Origin of the sequence: Novipirellula galeiformis (assembly GCF_007860095.1) — a bacterium.
GTDB lineage: Bacteria > Planctomycetota > Planctomycetia > Pirellulales > Pirellulaceae > Novipirellula > Novipirellula galeiformis.
In genome coordinates, this window is record NZ_SJPT01000003.1 from 285,891 (window position 1) to 306,704 (window position 20,814).

Consider the following 20,814-nt stretch of genomic DNA (forward strand, 5'->3'; position numbering starts at 1 on the left):
GATGAAGGCGTCGGACTTTTTGAACAGGAGGAAACGGAGGAAACAGAGAGTCAAAACGAGAGCGAGCTAAGCATTCACCAGTTCTCTCCGTGTCCTCTGTTCCCTCCTGTCAACACATCACCAGCATCTACCTTCACCGCCAACCAAACATCCTCTGTTTGAAAATGCTTCCAGTTTGCCCGAAACAATCATCGGTGCCACGATCAAAGCTCATCGCGATGAAGGCGTCGGACTTTTTGAACAGGAGGAAACGGAGGAAACAGAGAGTCAAAACGAGAGACGGCTCAGCATTCGCGATCGCTCTCTCCGTGTCCTCTGTTGCCTCCTGTTAACACATCACCAGCATCATTTACCTTGAATGTCCACCATGCATCCTTTGTTTGAGAAAGCTTCCGGCCTGACCGAAACAATCATCGGTGCCGCGATCGAAGTCCATCGTGACAAAGGGCCCGGACTTATTGAATCGATCTATGAGTGGTGTTTGTTGAAAGAGCTTGAATTGCGAGGCCTCGCATGTGTCAGTCAGAAGGTCGTCATCGTTGAGTACAAAGGTTTTGTACGCGAAGAACCACTACGTTTTGACATCCTGGTTGAAGACTGCCTGTTGATCGAAGGGAAAGCTGTCGAAAAGGTCGTTCCGATCCACAAAGCGAAACTACTCAGCTACATGAAGCTGCTCGATGTACCTGTTGGATTGGTAGTCAATTTCCATGAGATAAAACTCGTCGATGGCGTTAGTCGTCTGATTCTGCCGGGCGCAAATGATGTGTAGCTTGGCACGAACGCTCAACACAGGAGGAAAACAGAGATTTAAAGAGGGAGCGGGCTCAGTATTCGCGATTGCGTTCTCTCCGTTTCCTCTGTTCTCTCCTGTTAACAAATCACCAGCATTGACCTTCACTGTCCCCCAAACATCCTCTGCTTGAGAAAGCCTCCGGCCTGACCGAAACAATCATCGGTGCCACGATCAAAGCTCATCGCGATGAAGGCGTCGGACTTTTTGAACAGGAGAGAACGGAGGAAACAGAGAGTCAAAGAGTGAGGGGGGCTCAGTATTCGCGATCAGCTACCTCCGATTCCTCTGTTCCCTCCTGTTAACAAATCACCAGCATTGACCTTCACCGTCTCCCAAACATCCTCTGCTTGAGAAAGCCTCCGGCCTGACCGAAACAATCATCGATGCCGCGATCGAAGTTCACCGAGACAAAAGGCCTCGGACTTTTTGAACAGGAGAGAACGGAGGAAACAGAGATTCAAAATGAGAGCGGGCTAAGCATTCACCAGTTCTCTCCGTGTCCTATGTTCCCTCCTGTCAACACATCACCAGCATTGACCTTCACCGTCCACCAAACATCCTCTGCTTGAGAAAGCCTCCGGTCTGACCGAAACAATCATCGGTGCCGCGATCGAAGTCCATCGTGACAAAGGCCCGAGACTTTCTAAACAGAATAGAACGGACGGCATGCCCAAGTGATCCTGTATTGTCGTAACAGCCCTTCTCAGTTCTCTCCGTTTCCTCCGGTTCAAAACTTCCCTCCGCTCGAAACTCGACCGTCGATTAAACATCTTGAGAAGATTTGCTTATCATGAATATCGGCGTGGCCCAACCTGGGCTTAGTCGTCGTGCCGTGCTTCGTGGTCTCGGTGTTGACGGTTGGAACACAGCTCGATCAATCATCCAGCGTCGACGCAGGCTTCTGAAACCCTGCTCAGGAAAACCCAAAATGACTCGATGGCCAGGCATTTCTCAGTTTCAAATGAACGATCACGTAGCGATCGTCACCGGAGGATCCAAGGGTCTCGGCGAAGCGATGGCAGCGGGACTGGCCTCGGCCGGCGCAAATCTGATGCTGGTCAGCCGCAATGAAGACGAAGCGAATGCCGCTGCGGCAGCGATCGTGGATGAATACCCCGTCAAAGCGATTGGGATGGCGGCGGACGTGTCCAGTGAAGAACAGGTCGTGGCGATGGTGGCTCGCTGTCGAGCAGAATTCGGACGGATCGACATCCTCATCAACAACGCCGGCATCAACATTCGCGGAGCGATCGAAGAGCTCTCGCTGGACGATTTCCGTAAAGTGCAACGCATCAACGTCGATGCGATGTGGCTGTGTTGCAAACACGTTTCGGCTGTGATGAAAGAAGCCCAGTACGGGCGAATCATCAACATGGCCAGCACGCTGGGATTGGTCGGTTTAGCGAACCGCACACCGTATGCGACTAGCAAAGGGGCGGTCGTCCAGATGACCCGAGCTCTGGGGTTGGAACTTGCTCGCAGCAAAATCACGGTCAACGCCATTTGCCCTGGGCCTTTTCTGACGCCGATGAATTTGCCGATTTCGGAGAGCGAAGAGACGAAGCGATTCATCGTCGGAGCGACGGCGTTGGAGCGTTGGGGCGAGATGTCTGAAATCCAAGGCGCGGCGATATTTCTCGCCAGCCCGGCGGCCAGCTACATGACTGGCAGCATGCTGACCGTCGACGGTGGCTGGACAGCAAGGTAGCGTCCAAGGGCACGGCAGGTTGTCGTCTTTAACCCTCTTGCCCCGATGGGCATGCACGCTGTGGAATAGCTATAAAAACACAATGCGTTGGAATCAAATGTGATCAGACTTTTTTAGATTGCATCTTCTACAAAGCAGCTGAATGTTCGAGTCCATGTTACTTCCACCCTTGGCGACGGGGATAATGTGATCGAATTCCAAATAATCTCGGGCACCGCAGTCGGCACATTGTCCACCATATCGCTGCCATACTCGTTGCCGAACGTCACGTGGTATATGTCGTGAAGTCGCCATGTCGCTGGTACGTGTCGCTGTCTGGTTGGCGAGTTCAACCGCCTTACGAAAAATCAAAAGGAACCACGGGTTACTACGATGCAGTCGCAATGTCCAAACGGGCTTACCATTCAACTGAAAGTTGATCTGCCTTGCATCCCCCCCCAAGCCGATGATCTTCCTCAAGTTTACTGACTGAGCGTGAGTTGCGCTCTGAAACACAGCTCGGCTATCTAGCAAGAGCAGTGCCCCTTGATGTACGACCTGTACTGGACCTGACTTATGAACTTTTGTAACGACTAGGTCAGCACCGGCGTACGCGTGAACAATTTCTCCTGAACGTATTTCAAACGATTTAGGTACATCGAGAGTAGGCAATCGTCCCTGTGAAATGTTACACAACATTACAAATTCATTCATCTGACGGCGAACGTAAGTGCAAAAGTCGTCGTCCAAACTCAACATTTCTAGCAAGGATTCAATCTGTTCTCGTTCCTCATCCGTTAAAATTGCGTCAGCCTTCGCATCTGCAAGAACATGTTCGACAAACTGTTTCGCAGGACTTTGAACGAGCCGACTTAACTCTCTTTCAGAGAATCCGAATCGCATACTGGTTTGCACTAGCGTCTGCCATTCTTCGCGTGTGAGTTCACCACTCTCCGTTGCTGATAAAAACATTGCTCGAATAAAACTCTCACCTTCTGACTCAAAGTACTCTCTTGCGATCCTGGATGCGGTAGAGCCTACGACCGACGCTACGTGTTCCAAATGAAGGTACTCATCATCCGACAAAACCCCATCATCCATTGCATGTGCCAGCGATGTGCGAAACTGCTCCACTGCGTATTCTCGCTGAAGTGCAAGTGCATCTTTGTCGGACAGTTCTAATGCTCTTACGACCCACTGCACCGTTTCTTTCTCCTTTTCAGAAACGACTCCGTCTTTCCAAATGTTTTGTAATAACTGCCGGAAAGCTAACTTAGTCGCTTTCCGGATATCCGAATTGGTAACATCGAAACGTGCGATCTGTTTCTCAAGACTGAACTGTTGGCGTTGAGTCTTGAGGCCGAGGAAAAATTGAGCAGCAATTGATTTCACCCTTTCATCACGATCAGGGTCGTAGGCGTCAACGACAGACTTCTGTATACGTTTCAAGAAGTTCTTTACCATCTTCGATCTCCCACGCTTTCAACTGTGATAATGACACCAAGCCGGCGGGTACAGAGACGCCCACCAATCCCCTCTTTGTCACTCAACGATCGGCTCTGTTTTTTGGGGAGCAGGCCACTGGGTTCGACGTGGAGGGCCAGGAATTCGGCTGACCGGTATCCCTGCTGCAGTGCTCCCAGGTAACGCCCTGGCCGGTTCCGTCTCCTCGAAAGTGAATCAGTCCGTTTATTTGTTTTCTGTTTAGACACTTGATCGTGTCTGACAAACGTCGCTTGGGATCCTGGTTTGGCTGAGGATAGAGTGGATCGTCGATTCGTTCAGGCCAACTCTCTTCTTGAAACGCACCGAGAACCGTTTCTTGGTTAGCAGCGGGCCATTTGAACCGCTTCACTAATGCACCGCTGAACGAGAGCCGTCGCGACTGAGGATCCCAATCAGGCGTGTCTTTCGGATCCCATCGCCCATTTGCATCGGGTATGGTGATCCCGCCTAACCGATGCGGTGGCTCGGTGGGGCGGGTGCCAATCAATCTCGCACCAAAATCCGTTAAAACAACGCAGGTGCATTCACAAAACGTAAGGTTGCCTGTGGGACGGAACTGGCGGCCATCATCCCCTTGGACTGTGACCTCGCGTGCATGCTTGCCCCATCCCTTGAGCGTCAACCACCGAATGTCGCTGGGATTGAATCCAAGCTGTTCAAGTCGATGCATCGAAACCGCAAAATCCCACGGTTCACTCCCTACATCATGCGCATACCTGAATGCTTCATGTAACGCATTCAACCCCTCACAAAGCTTTTGAGGAATGTCAAAAGAACAGGACTGTACTTTTGCTTCTCGCAACATTGACGTACCTCGAGAAATGACAAAACCACCTGTGGGTGGTTTATACACGGCCCGGCAACACAATGCAACGAATTGCTACTGAAGCTAACGAGAAAGTGAAAAAGTCAATGCGAGTCATTCCTCCAAACATCGCCCCTCTTTGCCTTAGTAGCGATAGCGACACCACGGCGTAGCTTTCGGCGTAAGCCCTCTTTATCTAACACTTCTTTTTAGCCCAAACCCGAGAGGGATTTTAGAAATTAGCCGGTGGTTTGAGCGTAGCGAACACCACCGGAAAACTAATCCAACCTCTGACATTGACCCTGAAGGGGTCACAGACAACCGGGCTACGCCCCCGTCAGGGTCGAAAGCGATTTCGCACTCTCGACTTTCCGCATGTGGCGTTTCGCTCACCTACGGCTAATGTCCTCAATCGCTAACGGGATCGGGGCGAAAACCATTCGTTGTGACGATGCATTAGATAAAGAGGGCGTAAGCTGTGGGGAAATCGAAACACACGGCGTGCGCGTCGCGATAGCGACGTCAGCAAATCATGCTCACGTGCGGTCGTCGCTATCGCGACTGAAGTTGTAGGCAATGACAAGCTGCTCGAGAACATTTTCAATTTTGAGGTAGCGAGTGTCGCCCAATGGTGGACCGCGTTCTTGCGAACGCAGCTACGGTTTGAATCCGATGACATTTTTGAAAATGTACGAGGTAAACTTCCGGGGCTTTGCCTCTAAAGACAAACACGCAACCTCAAAGGTAATTGCTGGGCAGCTTGAAGCCCGCTTCCTCTAGCAATTGACGATCGCGGCGGTAGCGTGCTCGACTAAAAAATGGCTTCATGGGCCAAAGCTGTTTCCACGCCATCAAATAAGCGCCAACGAAGGTTGCCCCGTATTGCGGTTTATTGAACGGGGGGGATGGACGATAGGGCGAATCTTTCATTGCTGCGGTGACCCCATCGTGATCGCCACCAAGGTATCGCAAATAGCCGCATGCTTTGGCATATTCAAATTCGGCAGTCATCCCTGCTGAGATGTAGGCGGCGACGTCGCCACCAAATTGCTCATCGAGTCGATTCAGCGGCCGACGTCGCAACGCGTGATGTCGCTGGATTGCTTGATGAGCCGCGAACAAATCCTCGACGTCCCGAATCCGAGGATGCTGTGTCGACAAATAGCTTGATGGGATAGGAAACGCTCCAAGCGTGTTCTGGTTACCGGTGTTAATCTCGCTGTCATCATCAAACCGCGTACAGAACTCCGTAAAACTTTCTTGCAAACTCCAACTGCCATTTTGATCGGCATACACCACCGCGGAAACGGCGCCCGTCGCCTCAGCGCGATTGATGAAGACCACGATCAAACTTTTGACGTTCGCGACCGCTTGCGGCAGAAAGAACGTCCCCTCGTTGCTAAATCCCAAACGAGTCAGTGATTCATGGACTTCGAAAAAACGCTGGCGGACCACCTCCGGTAGCGGCTCGTCCGGTGGGACCGGCTCAATGGTTGGGAACGCTTCGGCGCGAAACGTCGCGAGGATCAGAAGCGGAGTTCCAAACAAATAGAGCAGAGGAAGCCCTAATAAGATCAACGTTCCCGTGGTAGGAAACGAATCGAAGATATCCATGCGCAGGACCGATTTGATAGAGAGTCAATTCGTGCCACCCACCAAGCATCCGCCCTCGATCAGTCGCAGTAATGAGTGGTGATGCGTGCAGATGAGTAGTCTTGGGTTTGAACCACTAATCGACACTAATTTACGCTAATCGGAGGTAGACAAGTTGAGCAGTTGATCCACGATGTTCCTTACTATACTTCACTCGCCTAAAACTGGACGACTTCATTGCCTTGGTAAGTGAAGAGGGCTTTCAGGGTTTCAGGCACGATGTCTGTCGTAACAAACCGAACCACTCCATCGGCCATCAACACGTGAAAGCCACCTGGATGCGTATTGCCTAACTGGGGCAGCGGATTGTTGATATCGATCTCGATATCGGCTGGCTTGGTCCATGGAACGGCCAGGGAGCGATTGGTTTCCACGGCCATGATCGTGTTAGACAAGCCATCGAGCACGTCTCGAAACTTGCGTTCGCCTTGCTCGGGAAAAAGAGTCTCCGCGCCGACGGGCAATTGGAACACGGTGTACCCCGGTTCGGCAGGAACACTTGGGTCGACATAGTTTTGCGGCATCAGCGGAAGCAGTTTCAAGTTGTGCTCACTGTCCCAAGGTTCGTCCAAGTGGAACTGACTGTACAAACCTTGCTCGTCGATAAACGGCAGGAGTTTCACTCGCCAACTCAACAACGGTTTCCCATCGGCGTCGCGAATCGCGCGGTCCGGAAGTGAACCGAAGGCGGCGTGATGGTTGTGCATCGCCAAAGCGATTTGCTTCATGCCGTTGCTGGCCGACATTCGGCGTGCCGCTTCGCGAGCCGCTTGGACTGCGGGCAGCAACAATCCCACCAAGACTCCCGTGGTCGCAAAGTTGCTTTCAAGTTGAACGCTGACGCGATGACCGGATTTCTGAGGCCGCAGTGATTCGGTGACCTTGGCCGCAATCCGGGCGGCATACTTGGCCGTGGCTTTGTCCACTTCCGTGCCTCCCGAACTTTGCGCACTCACGAGATTCATCACGGTATCGCGTCCATAGTCGATCGCGTCGTTCAAGATGCGATCGAGTTCGGTGGCCGCGGCATCGTCACGAGCCATCGCAGCGAGACTCACCTTGCCGCCGCCGAGTTGATAGTCCACGTTCAGAATCAAAGCGTCGGTTAATTCAGCGACCTCGGTTAGCTCGCGAATTTCTTGGGGCATTTGGTCTGCATTTTGACGGAGGATCCCGCTGACCATCGGACGAATGCTCTGCAACACCGCGACGGCGGTCACTCCTTTTTGTGGTTGGAGGCTAGAAACCAGCTTGGGCAATGGCCCCGCTTCGCCGTTGGCGTCCACCACCTGCTTTAGATAACCGCCCATTGCCACGATCCACGTTCTCGCGTCCTTGCGATAAAGCACGGTTCCCGGAGGACCATCGAACGGAAACACCGAGAGCCCCTCGATCTCTTGCGGTTCGGTTGAACGAAGTAATTTTTCGTTCAAGTCGCCAATGTCATAGTCCTGGGACAACTCGATCACCGCGCCAAATTGCGGTCCGGCGGGTCCAGGGAAACCTACGACGAGCTTCACCTTCGAAATGTGCAGCGGGTCGATGCCCACGTTCTCTTTCAGTTGTGCCTGAACAATCTCGATGGGAAACATTTCCATACCGGGATCGCTAAGGATCGATTCCACAGGAACAAAGACGGCGGCAATCGCATCGTCCGGGAGATATTGGCTCGAAAATCCCGCCCCGTCCTCCGCACGCCCGATGTTGGCAACAACACCACTCATCAGCATGACGAGCAGGGGTAAATAGAGCTGATTGCGAAACATGATTCACTCCGAACGTTAGGACAAAGCTGGGCGATATACTACGACTTCGGTACACGGTGATCATTATGCCAGATCCCCCCGTGGGTTTGTTGCAATCGATTGCAGAATCTAGCGAAACCGAAGGAGTTTCCACGCATTAAGATACAGGGCAGACCAATTTGTGGCCCGACGAACCTCAGGACCTGAACGATGGCTGATTTAAAAAACCCGAAAGTGATCTGGGCGAAGGGGATTTTGTTCCTGCTAGTCGGGGTGCTCGCGTCGGCCATGTTGATCGCCCAGGCGGCAAGTTTACAAGTCGCCGTTTTGCTGGGGATTTCGATTTGGGCGTTTTGTCGATTCTACTATTTCGCCTTTTATGTAATCGAGCATTATGTGGACGCCGAGTACAAGTTCGCGGGTCTGATTGCGTTTGCGCGTTATACGCTACAATCGAAACGCCGTTAAGCGACCGACGCATGACGCGCATTGGGCCGCAGCCTCATCGAGCGGCCGCAACGAACTCTCCCCCCACCCTCTCTCTTTCATCATGCTCTCCCTGCTTGCACGATCCATCGGCACCCTGCTGTTGAGTTTCATTGCCACCAACGTCGCGGTCGGCGCGACGTCGCCGGCCCCGTTGCCCGACCAGCTCAATGACGGCGAAATCACGTTAAACCTAGGCGGCGTCGGGGGGGTTTACTTGTTGGCGGAACCGGGCGAGTTGATCATCGACGTACAGAAACAAGATTTGAATCGCTCGACCCGCGAGACCTCGTTACGCGCGATTTTGGTTGCGCCCGATCGCAGCATCGTCGCGGAGCAAATCATTCCCGATGATCATTTGGCGCGCGGCGTGAAGGGACCGACTCAGCGGATTCGATTCTCGACAAAGGTCCTACACAAGGGGATCTATGCGCTCAACATTACCGTCTCGAATGATCGCTATGGCACCGCGATGCGTTGGGGTTTCCGAACCAATTGCGCACAACACGTCATCGAAACCTCGCGTGGCCATCGTGACTCGGCGCATGAAGAACCGATCGTGGTTGACTCGCCCGAGCATGCCGGCGATCTCTGTTTTCTTCCTCGCCCCAGCGCGTTTGGTGTCGAGCTAACCGACCTCCCCGCCTCCCTTCGCCAGGTTTCGGTGTTTGATGCCGACGACGCCTTGGTGGAAACAATCCCAGTGGATTCCCAACGCCAAGCGGTTGGCAAATTTCCCGCGGACTCCTCTCGCGGTGATCGACCGTGGCGTCTTCATCTCGATGCCTACCAAGCGACGGTTCATATCGATGGGGTTACCCGTTGGGACCGCGGAGATGAATATCGGAACCAGGGCTATTGGACTCCAAGACGCGACGCATGGTTTCCGCTTGCCCCATTTCGTTGGCTCGTGACTCCGTATCAGCAAACCGTTTATCACAACGCGGAGCAGCACGGTAAACAAACGTTTCGAATTCACAACAATTCACCTGAACCGCAAACGATCTTACTCGAACTGCTGTTCCCCGAACGACCGTGGTCGGCGACGGTGTCGCATGACCACGTCCGATTAAAGCCAAAGGCATCGGCCGAGGTGACCGTCTCTTTTCCATCACCAAGCGAGGACGCTGCTCAGCGGGTTTATCTTCGTGCGACACCGGCAAACGCCCCTGAGTTCTCAACCTATGCCTCGTTGACCGTCCGACCGGGTCCTTCGCCGGCGTCTTCTGCATTGCAGATGCCGATCACGCTCAAGCCGTACCAGCACGAGAACCAACAGTTTGGCTATAGCGCCGATTACCCGACCGACAACCAAGTTTACTTTGATCCACAGAATCGGCCCTACGTGCTAGCCGGTCGGCGGCTGTGGCGCCGAGAACGGGGGCGTTGGATTTCCAGCGATCTGAGCAAGGCGGGGCGCGTATCCGCCGTTGGCGATGGCCCGATTGCCGTCTCGAGTACCAAGGTTGCGTTTGATCAAGACGACGATCTCTACATCTTGGGCATGCGTGGCTCGACGGCGGTGCTACTCCACTCGGCGGATCATGGCAGTCGCTTCACCGCCTACCCGATCCCGGGCCATGAAACCCTTGCTCGCGGATTTGACCTGGAAACCTTTTCGGGGCACAACGTGCCGACCGGCCCGCCGCCGATTGTTCGCTACGCTCGGACGGCGTCCGATCCGAAGCTGATCTGGCGCAGGGTTCACAATTTGGATTTGTTTGTGCCCGAAAAGGTGAAGGGAGAGATCTTGATCAACGATCCGATTGCGATCTCGGATCAATGCATCGGATTCTCAGCTCATTCGGGCATCCCATCGTCGGTCGTTTCACGTGGCGACAAGGTGCATGTCGCCTGGGGCGAGGCTACGGATCCAAAACAAAAGGTTGCCGGGGTGCCTGGATACGTTGTCACCTACAGTCGCAAAACGAAGAAACGGAGCCAACCAACCTTGGTCGGTTATGGTCCGCCGGCCAATGATGTTCACAACACGCCGAGCATTACCATGGACGGTGAAGGATTTTTGCATTTGTTGATCGGCACGCACGGAAAACCATTCCCCTACGGCCGATCGCTGCAACCGAACGATTCCGCAGCAGGTTGGACTGCCGCCGAGCCGATCGCGGACGTCAGGCAAACGTACGTTGGGTTGGTTAGCGGTCAAGACGGCACGCTGCACGCCGTTTACCGCATGTGGCGTATGGGCGAACAGCCCCATCCCGATAGTCATCATGCGGTGTTGGCGTATTCACGCAAACCACCCGGCCAGCCATGGAGCGATCCAGTGCCACTCGTTGTCTCCGCATTTTCAGAATACAGCGTTTTCTACCATCGTTTAACGATCGATCACCAAGATCGATTGTGGTTATCGTACGACTACTGGTCCACGTTCTGGTTTTATCGCAATGATCATGTCGGATCCCGCCGCAAGCTTCTGACCAGCCCCGATGGCGGAGAAACCTGGGAACTGGCGCGCGATGATCACTGGAACGACTAGTGCGTTCTGAATTTTGAGGTTGCTACCGTCGCCCGACGGTGGACCGCGTTCTGGCGAACGCAGCTACGGTTTGAATCCCACCTCATTTATCCAATGGCACTAGCCAGGCGATCGCGCGTATCGGGGGTAGGCGTGAGCGAAACATTTCTGAGAACCACTCGATTTGCGAGTTAGCAGGTTCGTCGGTTAGCCGAGCGCCTCTTCGGCCGCACTGGGCCTAAGGTAGCGTGGGACCAATTCAAATGGATCGCGGAACATCGATTGGTTTGCCGCGCGCAGCGCGATCAACCCGACGCCAAACGCATCGACCGCCGAGCGAGTCAATCGCTGCTCGGCTCGATCTCCAAATGGCTTCGCATCCCCAGCCAATCCCAGGGAAGCTTCCAAGCCGGATGCCAGCAAAGCGGCCCAAGCTTCGGAGCTGACAATTTGAACCGTTGCGGGATATGGAGTCCAAGTCGTTGGAATCGCATCCAGCTCGGGTAAAATTTCAGTCCGTGCGAACTGACCTGTGAAAACCTGGCCGCGATACGCATCCAACCCCACGATCAACGCATCGACATCGGTGTGCTCCGCGAAGACGACCGCCGCGACGGAGGCCAGTGAATCGACCGAAATCAGTGGCAATTGCAGCGCGTAGCTCAGCATTTTTGCAGCGGTCACGCCAATTCTCAGCCCCGTAAACGAGCCTGGACCGTCGGCGACCGAAATAAAATCGATCTTTTTCTGCTCCGATCGACACCAAGCAAGCATTTCATCCAGACAGGGGCCGATCGCTGCCGCGGTACGCGATTGCTCTCCCACTTGGCGTTGCAGCAACACGTCGGTTCCCCGCATGAGCGCCGCCGATCCCGTCTTGCCGGTCGTTTCGATCGCCAACTGAATCGGCAATTCGCGTGGATTTCCAACGTTCATGAGTGTCGCGGGCTTCCGAACCGAGTGAGAAAGGCAACGCGGAAAGACGACGAGAATGAACCACGTCTTGATAGCGTTGTAGATAAAATGCCTATGATCCCCACAATGTAACGGATTCGGTAAACTTGATCATGCCCGGCAGCCCGTCCCCCCTCGCCATGATTTCGAGAGGGAACGACCGTTGATGGGATTGCCCAAAAAAAATGCTGTAAACTACACTTTAGTCTTGGCGTTCACACGCTAAATATCGCACAAGGGACTAGTGCGATTCTGTTGAACGAATTTTTCACGAATTAAAGATTCGTCTACGGTAAACATTTTCCCTTTCCACCAGCTTCCCACCACCGAGTCTTTTAGTGAAACGCGCGCTGATCAGTGACATTCACGGAAACCTTGAAGCACTGACTGCAGTGTTGGCTGACATTAAATCAATCCCTGTCGACGAGATTTACTGTCTTGGCGACGTGATTGGTTACGGCCCGAATCCGTGTGAATGCCTCGATTTGGTAATGCAGCATTGCCAAGCCACCATCCTGGGCAACCACGATCAAGCGGCCTTGTTTGATCCGGATGGTTTTAACCCGATGGCGTTGCAAGCGATCTATTGGACGCGTGACCAATTGGACAATGGTCCGGGATCGGCTCAGCAAATCAATTCGCGATGGGATTTCTTGGGTGAGTTGCCACGGTTGGTTGATCAGGGGGAATACCGTTTTGTGCACGGTTCACCGCGGGACCCGACGAACGAATACGTCTTTCCCGAAGACATCTTCAATCAACGCAAGATGGAGGTGCTGTTTGCCAAGCTCGAGTACGTTTGCTTTATGGGGCACACCCATCTTCCCGGCGTGTTCACGACCGAGTGTGAATTTGTCTCGCCCGATGAGTGCGACAACGTGTATCAATTGGGAGCGTCCAAAGCGATGGTGAACGTCGGCAGCGTCGGTCAGCCACGTGATGAGGATAACCGTGCGTGTTACGCGATTCTTGATACCGATGCAAAAACGGTCACGTACCGGCGAGTCGATTATGACCGCGATGTGACGGCCAATAAGGTTTATGCGATCGCCGAACTTTCCAATGCACTGGGCGACCGACTCAAGCATGGGCGTTGATCAGCGCCGTCCAGGCCAGCACCGCCCTTAGAGCGGTCGCTAGCCAGGTCCCACCGGGCGTCCCACTCGGCTTCGCACGTCGGAGGTGACGCGTGATTGGTTTTCGGGTTAAGATTACGGCTGTGAATCGGTAAACCGTTCCTCCGTTATCCATTCGAGCCTGTACATTGACCCGGACCGCCATTCTTAGTGATATCCACGGTAATTTAGCCGCCTTGCGCGCGGTGCTCGCAGACCTCGAATCCAGAAACGTGGATCGCATCGTTTGCCTGGGAGATGTCGTCGGCTATGGCCCCCAACCGTGTGCGTGCTTGGACCACGCGATCGAATTCGCTTTCTGTGTGTTAGGCAATCACGACAGCAGTGCGTTGTTTGACCCGGAGGGGTTCAATATCGCCGCCGAGCAAGCCATTTTTTGGACGAGAGCCCAATTGGAATGCGGACGCGACGGCCCCGAAGCGAGCCGCCGGCGAATGGAGTTTCTGTGCAAGTTGCCCCGCACGGTCCGCGAAGGGGGAGTGTTATTCGTGCACGGATCCCCGCGAAGCCCTACCAACGAGTACGTCTTCCCTGAGGACACTCAGAACAACAAAAAGATGGAAAAGCTGTTTTCCATGATTCCGCATCTCTGCTTCCAAGGACACACGCACGTCCCCGGAATCTTCACCCCCGAATTACGCTTCATTCGGCCGATGGAGTTGGCCGGAGGTTACGGCGTCGCGGACAAAACCCAGCGATTGATGATCAACGTCGGCAGCGTCGGACAACCGCGTGACGGGGATCCACGCAGTTGCTACGCGATCTATGATGAAGAAATCGTCGAGTTTCATCGAGTCGAGTACGACATTGAAGAAACGGTCAAAGAGATCGAGGCCGAACCCGAGCTGGACAACTTTTTAGGCTACCGGTTGCGAGAAGGCCGCTAAACCAATCCTGTGCACGCCCCCACAGCAGCGAACCGGACACGAGAGCATTTTTAATTTTGATGTAGACAGTGTCGCCCGACGGTGGACCGCGTTCTTGCGAACGCGGCTGCGGCTTGGTCAACGAGGGCAGGTCACTCTTGACTCGATCACCCTTGACTCGGTCACTCGCTCACGCGTCGGGTAATGATTTGCTGGGAAAAATGGCGATAACGCCACTTCCAAACGGACGCCTTCGAATTACGAAATCAACCGTCGGCATGCGTGCGTTTTAGGGCGTTTCCGATTTGCGTGCATCGCCATCCACGACGGGAGGCATGACGGCTTTGGGTTTCTCGGTAACGGTTCCAGGCACCAACCATGGCCCGCGCGAATTCTCTTTGATCAAACGCATCAATTCGTCACTGTCGATCGCTTCGACTTCGAGCAATCGCTGGGTGACCGCTTCGAGCACATCGCGACGTTGCTCGAGGATTTCACGCGTTTGCACCAAGGCGTCTTCAATGATGCGAGCGACTTCCTTGTCGATCATCTTCGCCATTTCTTCGCTGTGGTTCATTTGGTAGCCATCGCCACCACTGCTGGCCAGAAACGCGGATCGCGAACTGCGGCGAAAATTGATTCGCCCCATCCGGCTCATGCCGTAGTCCATCACCATGCTGCGCGCGATCTCGGTGCAACGTTCCAGATCATTCTGGGCTCCGGTGCTGATATCCTGGAACGTCATCTCTTCGGTCAACGTGCCGGCGAGCAACACTTTCATGTTGCTTTCCAATTCGGTCTTCGTCATCAAGTAACGCTCCGACTCGGGACGCTGCATCGTGTACCCAAGTGCGGCCAAGCCACGTGGAATGATACTGACCTTGTGAACGGGGTCGGTGTTCGGCAGCGCCGCGGCCACGATCGCATGACCGGCTTCGTGATAGGCCACGCGAATTTTTTCCTCTTCGTTCATGACGCGGTTCTTTTTCTCGAGCCCCGCGGTGACTCGCTCGACCGCTTCATTGAACTGCTCGATTCCTACGGTTTGCTTTTCAGCGCGTGCCGCCAGCAAAGCTGCCTCGTTCACCAGGTTGGCCAAGTCGGCGCCGACGAAACCAGGTGTAATCGACGCGATCTCACGCAGCTCGACCTTGTCATCCAAGCGAACGTTTTTGACGTGGACCTTGAGGATCTCCTCACGACCGGCGACATCGGGCCGATCGACCAAAACGTGCCGATCGAAACGCCCCGGACGCAACAATGCCGGATCCAAGGTCTCCGGACGGTTGGTTGCGGCAACGATAATCACTCCCGAATTCGAATCGAACCCGTCCATTTCGACCAACAACGCATTGAGAGTTTGCTCGCGTTCATCGTGCCCCCCCACGACGCTGCCGCTGCGGCTTTTGCCTAACGCATCGAGCTCGTCGATAAAGATGATGCACGGGGCGCGGCTGGTCGCTTGTTGGAACATGTCGCGAACACGAGCGGCACCCACGCCGACAAACATCTCGACAAAATCGCTGCCCGACAAACTGAAAAACGGCACTCCCGCTTCGCCCGCGATCGCTTTGGCGAGCAACGTCTTGCCGGTTCCTGGAGGGCCAACCAACAACACTCCCTTGGGAATACGGCCCCCCAGCGATTGGTACTTATCGCTGTTCTTTAAAAAGTCGACAACTTCGCGCACTTCATCGACCGCTTCTTCGATCCCCGCGACGTCGCCAAACGTGAGCGGCAATTCCTCTTGACCGTAAAGCTTCCCGCGACTTCGCGAGAACGACATCGGCGACCCCACGCCCCCGATGCGACGAAGCATCATGATCCCCAGCAACACCAACACGCCAATCATCAGCAACTCGGGCCAATGCTGCTCAAAAAACCGACTGGGGCGATCGTTGTCCCAAACCACTCCCGAAGCGGTCAACAGTTCTGCGAGCCGTCGATCTTCGGTTTCGTTGCCCGCGGTGTGGATCGTTTCAAATGGGCTCCGCTGAGCAGTGTCCGCGGAACTCGATCCCAGGGCACGGAACAAAATGGTGCCGGTAATCTTTTCCTCGGACACTTTCAGATCGCGAGGACGACTGTATTCGACCGTTTTTTCCGAATCGCTAGTCGACGAGACGACCAAGACCCGCGAATTGGGCCCCTCGAAATCGGCAGGCTTTGCGTCGCCAGATTCCGTCTGCGAGTCGACGGGCTGCGATTCGGAGTCCGATTGCGGCTGTGAGTCGGCTCGCTCCGCCGGTTTGGCGTCGGATGCGAGCAGAGCAGACTCCTCGCCACGGGCGGATTCATCACTACGGGCGGATTCATTGCTACGGGCGGATTCATTGCTACGGGCGTCCGCTTCCTTTTGCAGCAATGTCAACAGGTCGGGATAGCGCAAGCGGTGGTTCTGATTGCTGAACAAGAACGTACTTAGCAGAACGGCAGCCACGATCGCGGCGAGCACCAACCACATGTTCCCTCCGGAACGCGGTTCGTTATTACCCGATTTCTTTCGTTTGTCGTTTCGCTTTTCGTCGGTCATTACGTTACCAGAGAAGAGTCTCGATTTTGTTTACTTGCGCTGCGTTACAGTAAAGTAGCTTGTGGGAAAGTCCGATGGCAGCCATGCGGCGAGATTCACCGCCGCGAGCGCCGTTTTACTTTATTAAGCATTGTTTGATTGCCCACACCGATCGGCAAGCCTATGTTGGGCGGAACCGCATGGGACGATGGATCGTAACGAAGGTTTCGGTCATCCGACTTCGCCCGTGGTGCTCGTCTGGTGCCCCCCCCACACCCATGCTCACTCGCCCGTGCTCACTCGCCCTTGCACTGAACACTTCGCTTCCCTGACCAAGAAAATCTCGTGCCCGCGAATTTTGACGATTCTGACAACGCTCACCCCCGCCATCCTATCGCAAGTTCCACTGCTGCTGTTTCTGTGCAACAGCGTGACAGCGGCTTGGAAAAGCGAAACGATTGCCCCACGGTGAATGTCGCGGTTCTCGGAGCGACGGGCAGCATCGGCACGGCAACGATCGACGTGCTGCACCACTTGGACCGCATTGACCCCACAACGACGTGGAACCTATGGGCGGCATCGGGACACCGGAACGTCGCATTATTGAGCGAATTAGCGGGACAATTCACTCGCCCCCCAACACAGATTGCGGTTTCGGATCCCGCATCGGCGGCAACATTCGCCGCCGGAAAATCGCTGGCCAAGACCCAGCTCGTCACAGGCCCCGAGGCGCTGGTCGAGATCGCGTCGGCCCCGGAAGTCGATGTGGTGGTGGCCGCGATCGTCGGTCGTGCGGGACTCGAAAGCACGCTGGCGGCGGTGGAGTCGGGCAAACGAGTCGCTTTGGCAAACAAAGAAACCTTGGTCGTTGCCGGCTCGCTCGTGCAATCGACGCTGAAGAAGGCTGAATCGGTCGCCGCTCGTTCTGGCCCCGCTCCGTCCACCCCCACTCCGTCTGGCCCCGCTCGTTCTAGCCCCGCTCGTTCTAGCCCCGCTCGTTCTAGCCCCTCTGATGCTCCCCGCAGCGGCGCCGAGTTATTGCCGGTCGACAGCGAGCATTCGGCGATTTTTCAGTGCTTGGGGGAGCAACAAGCTGCGGTTTCGGGCGTCCCCGCCTGCAAACCACGCAAATTGATCCTGACGGCCAGCGGCGGCCCGTTTCGCAATGCATCGATGCAGGAGATGCACGACGCAACGCCTCAACGGGCGCTCCAACATCCGACCTGGGAGATGGGGAAAAAGATCTCGATCGACTCGGCAACGATGATGAACAAGGCACTCGAAGTGATCGAGGCCCGTTGGTTGTTCGACATTCCTGCCGAATCGATCGAGGTCGTCGTGCATCCGCAATCGATCATCCATTCGATGGTGGAATTCGAGGACGGCTCGGTGATTGCCCAACTGAGCCCACCGGATATGCGTTTACCGATTCAGTACGCATTGACCTACCCGAGACGCTTGGCCTGCGAAACGCCAACCTTGGACCGGTCACGACCATGGGACCTCACGCTGCAACCGGTCGACCGAGAGCGGTTTCCTGCGTTGGAACTTGGATTCGAGGTTGCCCGGGTGGGCGGAACGGCCGGATCGGTGGTCAATGCGGCCAACGAGGAAGCGGTCGGTCTGTTCTTGGACGGAAAAATTCGCTTTACTGACATCGTGCCCGCTTGTCGCCGAGCGTTGGAAAACCATCATCACGAAACCCAACCGACCCTAACCCGGTTGCTGGAACTCGACCGTTGGGCTCGTGCCGAAGTTCGCAAACACTATGCTTAAGTAGCCAATCACGGGATGAGTCCCCCCGCGTTTTGCGTCGCCGATCGATGCTCGAGAACCCTCGATCGACGATCGTCCAACCAATCCTTCTACACCAATAAAATATGTTCATCGATCTACTTGCCCAAGCTTTGCCATTGGCAGCCACCGACGAGGCTGGCATTCTCTCTTCGCTGGCGACCCAGATTTGGCAATGGGGACTCGTCGCCCTTGGCATTGGATTGGTCATTTTCGTCCACGAACTGGGGCACTTCGTCGCAGCAAAATCGTTTGGAGTGAAGTGCGAAAAGTTCTACGTTGGTTTTGATGTGCCGATTCAAATTGGCCCGATCAAATTCCCTCGCACGCTCGGGAAATTCCAATACGGCGAAACGGAATACGGCATCGGCATCGTTCCTCTCGGGGGGTACGTCAAGATGTTGGGTCAGGACGATGACCCTCGCAAAGCGGAAGAGGAAGCCAAGCGAATCCGCGTTGCCGGGGATGATTCCGAGGGCGACGAGGATGTCAACGACGCTGCCCCCGCCCAGCTTGATCCACGCAGTTTTCCCGCCAAACCCGTTTGGCAGCGCATGATCATCATCAGCGCCGGCGTGGTCATGAACTTGATCACCGGCATTTTGTTTGCCGCGATCGCGTACGGTTACGGAGTCGGCTACAACCCCTCGATCATCGGCGGCGTCACGCCTGGGGGTCCGGCGTGGCAAGCCGGCATTGAACCGGGCGGACAAGTCGTCTCGGTAGGTGACTTTCATGACGATCAGATGCATTTTCGCGAAATGCGAATGGCGATCCTCACCGAAGGGCTCGACAATCCGACCAAGCCCATCGATTTGGCGATCCGTTACGATGACGGGATTCGCAAATACAGCCTAAAAACGGCATCGCATCCGGAAAATGCCGACGTGCGGATGATTGGCATCGTCAGCCCAACCTCGCTCGAACTGGGCTCAAAAACGATGGCGATGCCCGGCAGCATCGCCGATTCGGTGCTGACCTCCGAAGACGCCGGCGCGACGATCGTGGCCTACGACGGCCAGCCCGTAAAACAGGACTTGATCGTCCCTTCGACGCCCTTTTTCAACTACCTGTATTCGCATCCCACCAAGACGATCTCGTTGACCCTTAAGCGGACCGATGGATCGGAGCACCAAGTCGAGCTGCCGCCGCAACAGGCCAAGATGCTCGGGGCGCGCTGGGCGATGAGCCCGATCACCCGCCTCGTCGAAGATGGCGCCGCGGCAAAAGCGGGAGTCCAAGTGGGGGACGTGATCACGGCGTTTAATGGCAACCAAGAAATCGATGCCTACCTAATGCCACTCGAACTGATCTCCGCAACGGAACCGGTCTCGATGACATTGCGACGGGGTGAAGGCGAGGCAGCCAAAACGATCGAAGTCGAATTGACGCCTCAAGAGGCACTGCAAACCCACGCTCCGGATTCGCAGATTTCGGGTGAAATTGCGATCAATCGCTTTGGATTTTCATTCCACCCGCTGCCCATTGTCGCGAGCGTATTGCCGAACCTGCTTGCCGGCGACGCCCCCGCTCCGGACAGCGAATTGCAACCGGGCGACGAACTCCAAGCGGTCCGATTGATCACGCCCGATAGCGAATTACCCAAGCAATTGCAGGACAAACGCTTTGAGCCGTTGGTCGCCCAACTCCGCAAAGGCTGGGAAAAAGATGGCCCCATGCCCTGGGGAGCCGTGATCGAAACGGTTCAGTACTTGCCCGAAGGGACGGAACTGCAAGTGCTGGCCACCCGATCTCCCAAAGGTCGTGTGATTGAATCCCAAGTTGTTGTTCAGCAAGACGAGCGGGTTTGGTTCGAGCGTGGCATTGGGTTGACCGCAAGCGAATCGATGCAAAAGGCCACGTCGGTAACCGAAGCGATGACGCTCGGATTTCGCGAAGCCAAACGCCGCTTGCAAGATGTCTTCCGTTTCTTACGCATGGCCACTCAAGGTCGCGTAAAAATGCGTCACGTCGGTGGCCCGTTGGCGATCATGGACCTTGCCAAGCAGGAAGCCGAACGCGGCATCTCGCCCCAATTGTTGTTCCTGACAATGTTGAGCATGAACTTGGCCATTTTGAACTTCTTGCCGATCCCCGCGCTTGACGGGGGTCACATGGTGTTCTTGATTGCCGAAGCGATTCGCGGCAAGAAACTCAACGAGCAGCTCGAGATGCGGCTGACGATGGCCGGGGTGCTGATGATCCTGCTGCTGATGGTGGTGGTGTTTGCCAACGACATCCTGCGTCTGCTGTAATTGACGCGATTTTTCAATGCCATTTGCGCGGCGGGCCCCCTTGCCCGCCGTGCCACTCGATCTCCTTGGCGACGTGCTGTGAAACGCGCCACCGAAGCGACTGCAACGACCCAAGCGATCGCAATTTAACCGGAGCCCTCACT

Annotated in this window: 13 protein-coding genes; 8 read left to right on the top strand and 5 right to left on the bottom strand. The window is 55.1% G+C overall.

Translation table 11 applies throughout. The features are described 5' to 3' along the window. The first annotated feature begins 367 nt into the window (after nucleotides 1–367). Together Pla52o_RS09265 and Pla52o_RS09275 are read left to right on the top strand one after the other, a co-directional pair. Nucleotides 368–772 (top strand): GxxExxY protein, encoded by a 405-nt coding sequence (locus Pla52o_RS09265; protein ID WP_146594331.1) that lies wholly within the window; start codon nucleotides 368–370, stop codon nucleotides 770–772. A gap of 952 nt (nucleotides 773–1,724) precedes the next feature. Continuing rightward, nucleotides 1,725–2,504 carry an SDR family NAD(P)-dependent oxidoreductase gene (locus tag Pla52o_RS09275; RefSeq protein WP_146594332.1) on the top strand — a complete coding sequence of 260 codons (780 nt, stop codon included), beginning with the start codon at nucleotides 1,725–1,727 and terminating at the stop codon, nucleotides 2,502–2,504. A 93-nt stretch (nucleotides 2,505–2,597) separates the two neighbouring features. On the opposite strand, the gene Pla52o_RS09280 is transcribed toward Pla52o_RS09275, so the two are convergent. The 3 genes from Pla52o_RS09280 to Pla52o_RS09290 all read right to left on the bottom strand — a co-directional run bounded on the left by Pla52o_RS09280 (nucleotide 2,598) and on the right by Pla52o_RS09290 (nucleotide 8,213). Then, a complete protein-coding gene (locus Pla52o_RS09280) occupies nucleotides 2,598–3,947 on the bottom strand; it encodes an HNH endonuclease signature motif containing protein (RefSeq protein ID WP_146594333.1) in 1,350 nt (449 codons plus the stop codon). A gap of 1,585 nt (nucleotides 3,948–5,532) precedes the next feature. Next, a complete protein-coding gene (locus Pla52o_RS09285) occupies nucleotides 5,533–6,408 on the bottom strand; it encodes a hypothetical protein (protein WP_146594334.1) in 876 nt (291 codons plus the stop codon). Between the two features lie 197 nt (nucleotides 6,409–6,605). Next, nucleotides 6,606–8,213 (bottom strand): DUF1559 domain-containing protein, encoded by a 1,608-nt coding sequence (locus Pla52o_RS09290; protein WP_146594335.1) that lies wholly within the window; start codon nucleotides 8,211–8,213, stop codon nucleotides 6,606–6,608. 189 nt (nucleotides 8,214–8,402) lie between these two features. On the opposite strand from Pla52o_RS09290, the gene Pla52o_RS09295 reads away from it, so the two are divergent. Both Pla52o_RS09295 and Pla52o_RS09300 read left to right on the top strand, forming a co-directional pair. Next, on the top strand, nucleotides 8,403–8,660 hold the full coding sequence (locus Pla52o_RS09295; protein ID WP_146594336.1) for a hypothetical protein: 258 nt from the start codon (nucleotides 8,403–8,405) through the stop codon (nucleotides 8,658–8,660). A gap of 82 nt (nucleotides 8,661–8,742) precedes the next feature. After that, a complete protein-coding gene (locus Pla52o_RS09300) occupies nucleotides 8,743–11,175 on the top strand; it encodes a BNR-4 repeat-containing protein (protein WP_146594337.1) in 2,433 nt (810 codons plus the stop codon). A 186-nt stretch (nucleotides 11,176–11,361) separates the two neighbouring features. Here Pla52o_RS09300 and tsaB read toward each other — a convergent pair whose 3' ends face one another. Then, a complete protein-coding gene (gene tsaB, locus Pla52o_RS09305) occupies nucleotides 11,362–12,090 on the bottom strand; it encodes a tRNA (adenosine(37)-N6)-threonylcarbamoyltransferase complex dimerization subunit type 1 TsaB (RefSeq protein ID WP_146594338.1) in 729 nt (242 codons plus the stop codon). A gap of 356 nt (nucleotides 12,091–12,446) precedes the next feature. On the opposite strand from tsaB, the gene Pla52o_RS09310 reads away from it, so the two are divergent. Together Pla52o_RS09310 and Pla52o_RS09315 are read left to right on the top strand one after the other, a co-directional pair. Further along, nucleotides 12,447–13,205: a metallophosphoesterase family protein gene (locus tag Pla52o_RS09310; RefSeq protein WP_146594339.1), complete on the top strand. Its 759-nt coding sequence runs from the start codon at nucleotides 12,447–12,449 to the stop codon at nucleotides 13,203–13,205. A 167-nt stretch (nucleotides 13,206–13,372) separates the two neighbouring features. Next, entirely contained in the window at nucleotides 13,373–14,131 is a 759-nt protein-coding gene (locus Pla52o_RS09315; protein WP_146594340.1) for a metallophosphoesterase family protein, read from the top strand. A gap of 268 nt (nucleotides 14,132–14,399) precedes the next feature. Here Pla52o_RS09315 and ftsH read toward each other — a convergent pair whose 3' ends face one another. Continuing rightward, nucleotides 14,400–16,643: an ATP-dependent zinc metalloprotease FtsH gene (gene ftsH / locus Pla52o_RS09320; protein ID WP_146594341.1), complete on the bottom strand. Its 2,244-nt coding sequence runs from the start codon at nucleotides 16,641–16,643 to the stop codon at nucleotides 14,400–14,402. Nucleotides 16,644–17,042: 399 nt separating this feature from the next. Between ftsH and Pla52o_RS09325 the strand changes: the two genes are divergently transcribed. Continuing rightward, a complete protein-coding gene (locus tag Pla52o_RS09325) occupies nucleotides 17,043–18,398 on the top strand; it encodes a 1-deoxy-D-xylulose-5-phosphate reductoisomerase (RefSeq protein ID WP_146594342.1) in 1,356 nt (451 codons plus the stop codon). Between the two features lie 104 nt (nucleotides 18,399–18,502). Then, entirely contained in the window at nucleotides 18,503–20,671 is a 2,169-nt protein-coding gene (locus tag Pla52o_RS09330) for a site-2 protease family protein (RefSeq protein ID WP_146594343.1), read from the top strand. Nucleotides 20,672–20,814 lie beyond the last annotated feature (143 nt).

Bases quoted from the DNA above. Each gene is read 5' to 3' on its own strand.
- Pla52o_RS09265 (WP_146594331.1), top strand. From the start codon at position 368: ATGCATCCTTTGTTTGAGAAAGCTTCCGGCCTGACCGAAACAATCATC.
- Pla52o_RS09275 (WP_146594332.1), top strand. From the start codon at position 1,725: ATGACTCGATGGCCAGGCATTTCTCAGTTTCAAATGAACGATCACGTA.
- Pla52o_RS09280 (WP_146594333.1), bottom strand. From the start codon at position 3,947: ATGGTAAAGAACTTCTTGAAACGTATACAGAAGTCTGTCGTTGACGCC.
- Pla52o_RS09285 (WP_146594334.1), bottom strand. From the start codon at position 6,408: ATGGATATCTTCGATTCGTTTCCTACCACGGGAACGTTGATCTTATTA.
- Pla52o_RS09290 (WP_146594335.1), bottom strand. From the start codon at position 8,213: ATGTTTCGCAATCAGCTCTATTTACCCCTGCTCGTCATGCTGATGAGT.
- Pla52o_RS09295 (WP_146594336.1), top strand. From the start codon at position 8,403: ATGGCTGATTTAAAAAACCCGAAAGTGATCTGGGCGAAGGGGATTTTG.
- Pla52o_RS09300 (WP_146594337.1), top strand. From the start codon at position 8,743: ATGCTCTCCCTGCTTGCACGATCCATCGGCACCCTGCTGTTGAGTTTC.
- tsaB (WP_146594338.1), bottom strand. From the start codon at position 12,090: ATGAACGTTGGAAATCCACGCGAATTGCCGATTCAGTTGGCGATCGAA.
- ftsH (WP_146594341.1), bottom strand. From the start codon at position 16,643: ATGACCGACGAAAAGCGAAACGACAAACGAAAGAAATCGGGTAATAAC.
- Pla52o_RS09330 (WP_146594343.1), top strand. From the start codon at position 18,503: ATGTTCATCGATCTACTTGCCCAAGCTTTGCCATTGGCAGCCACCGAC.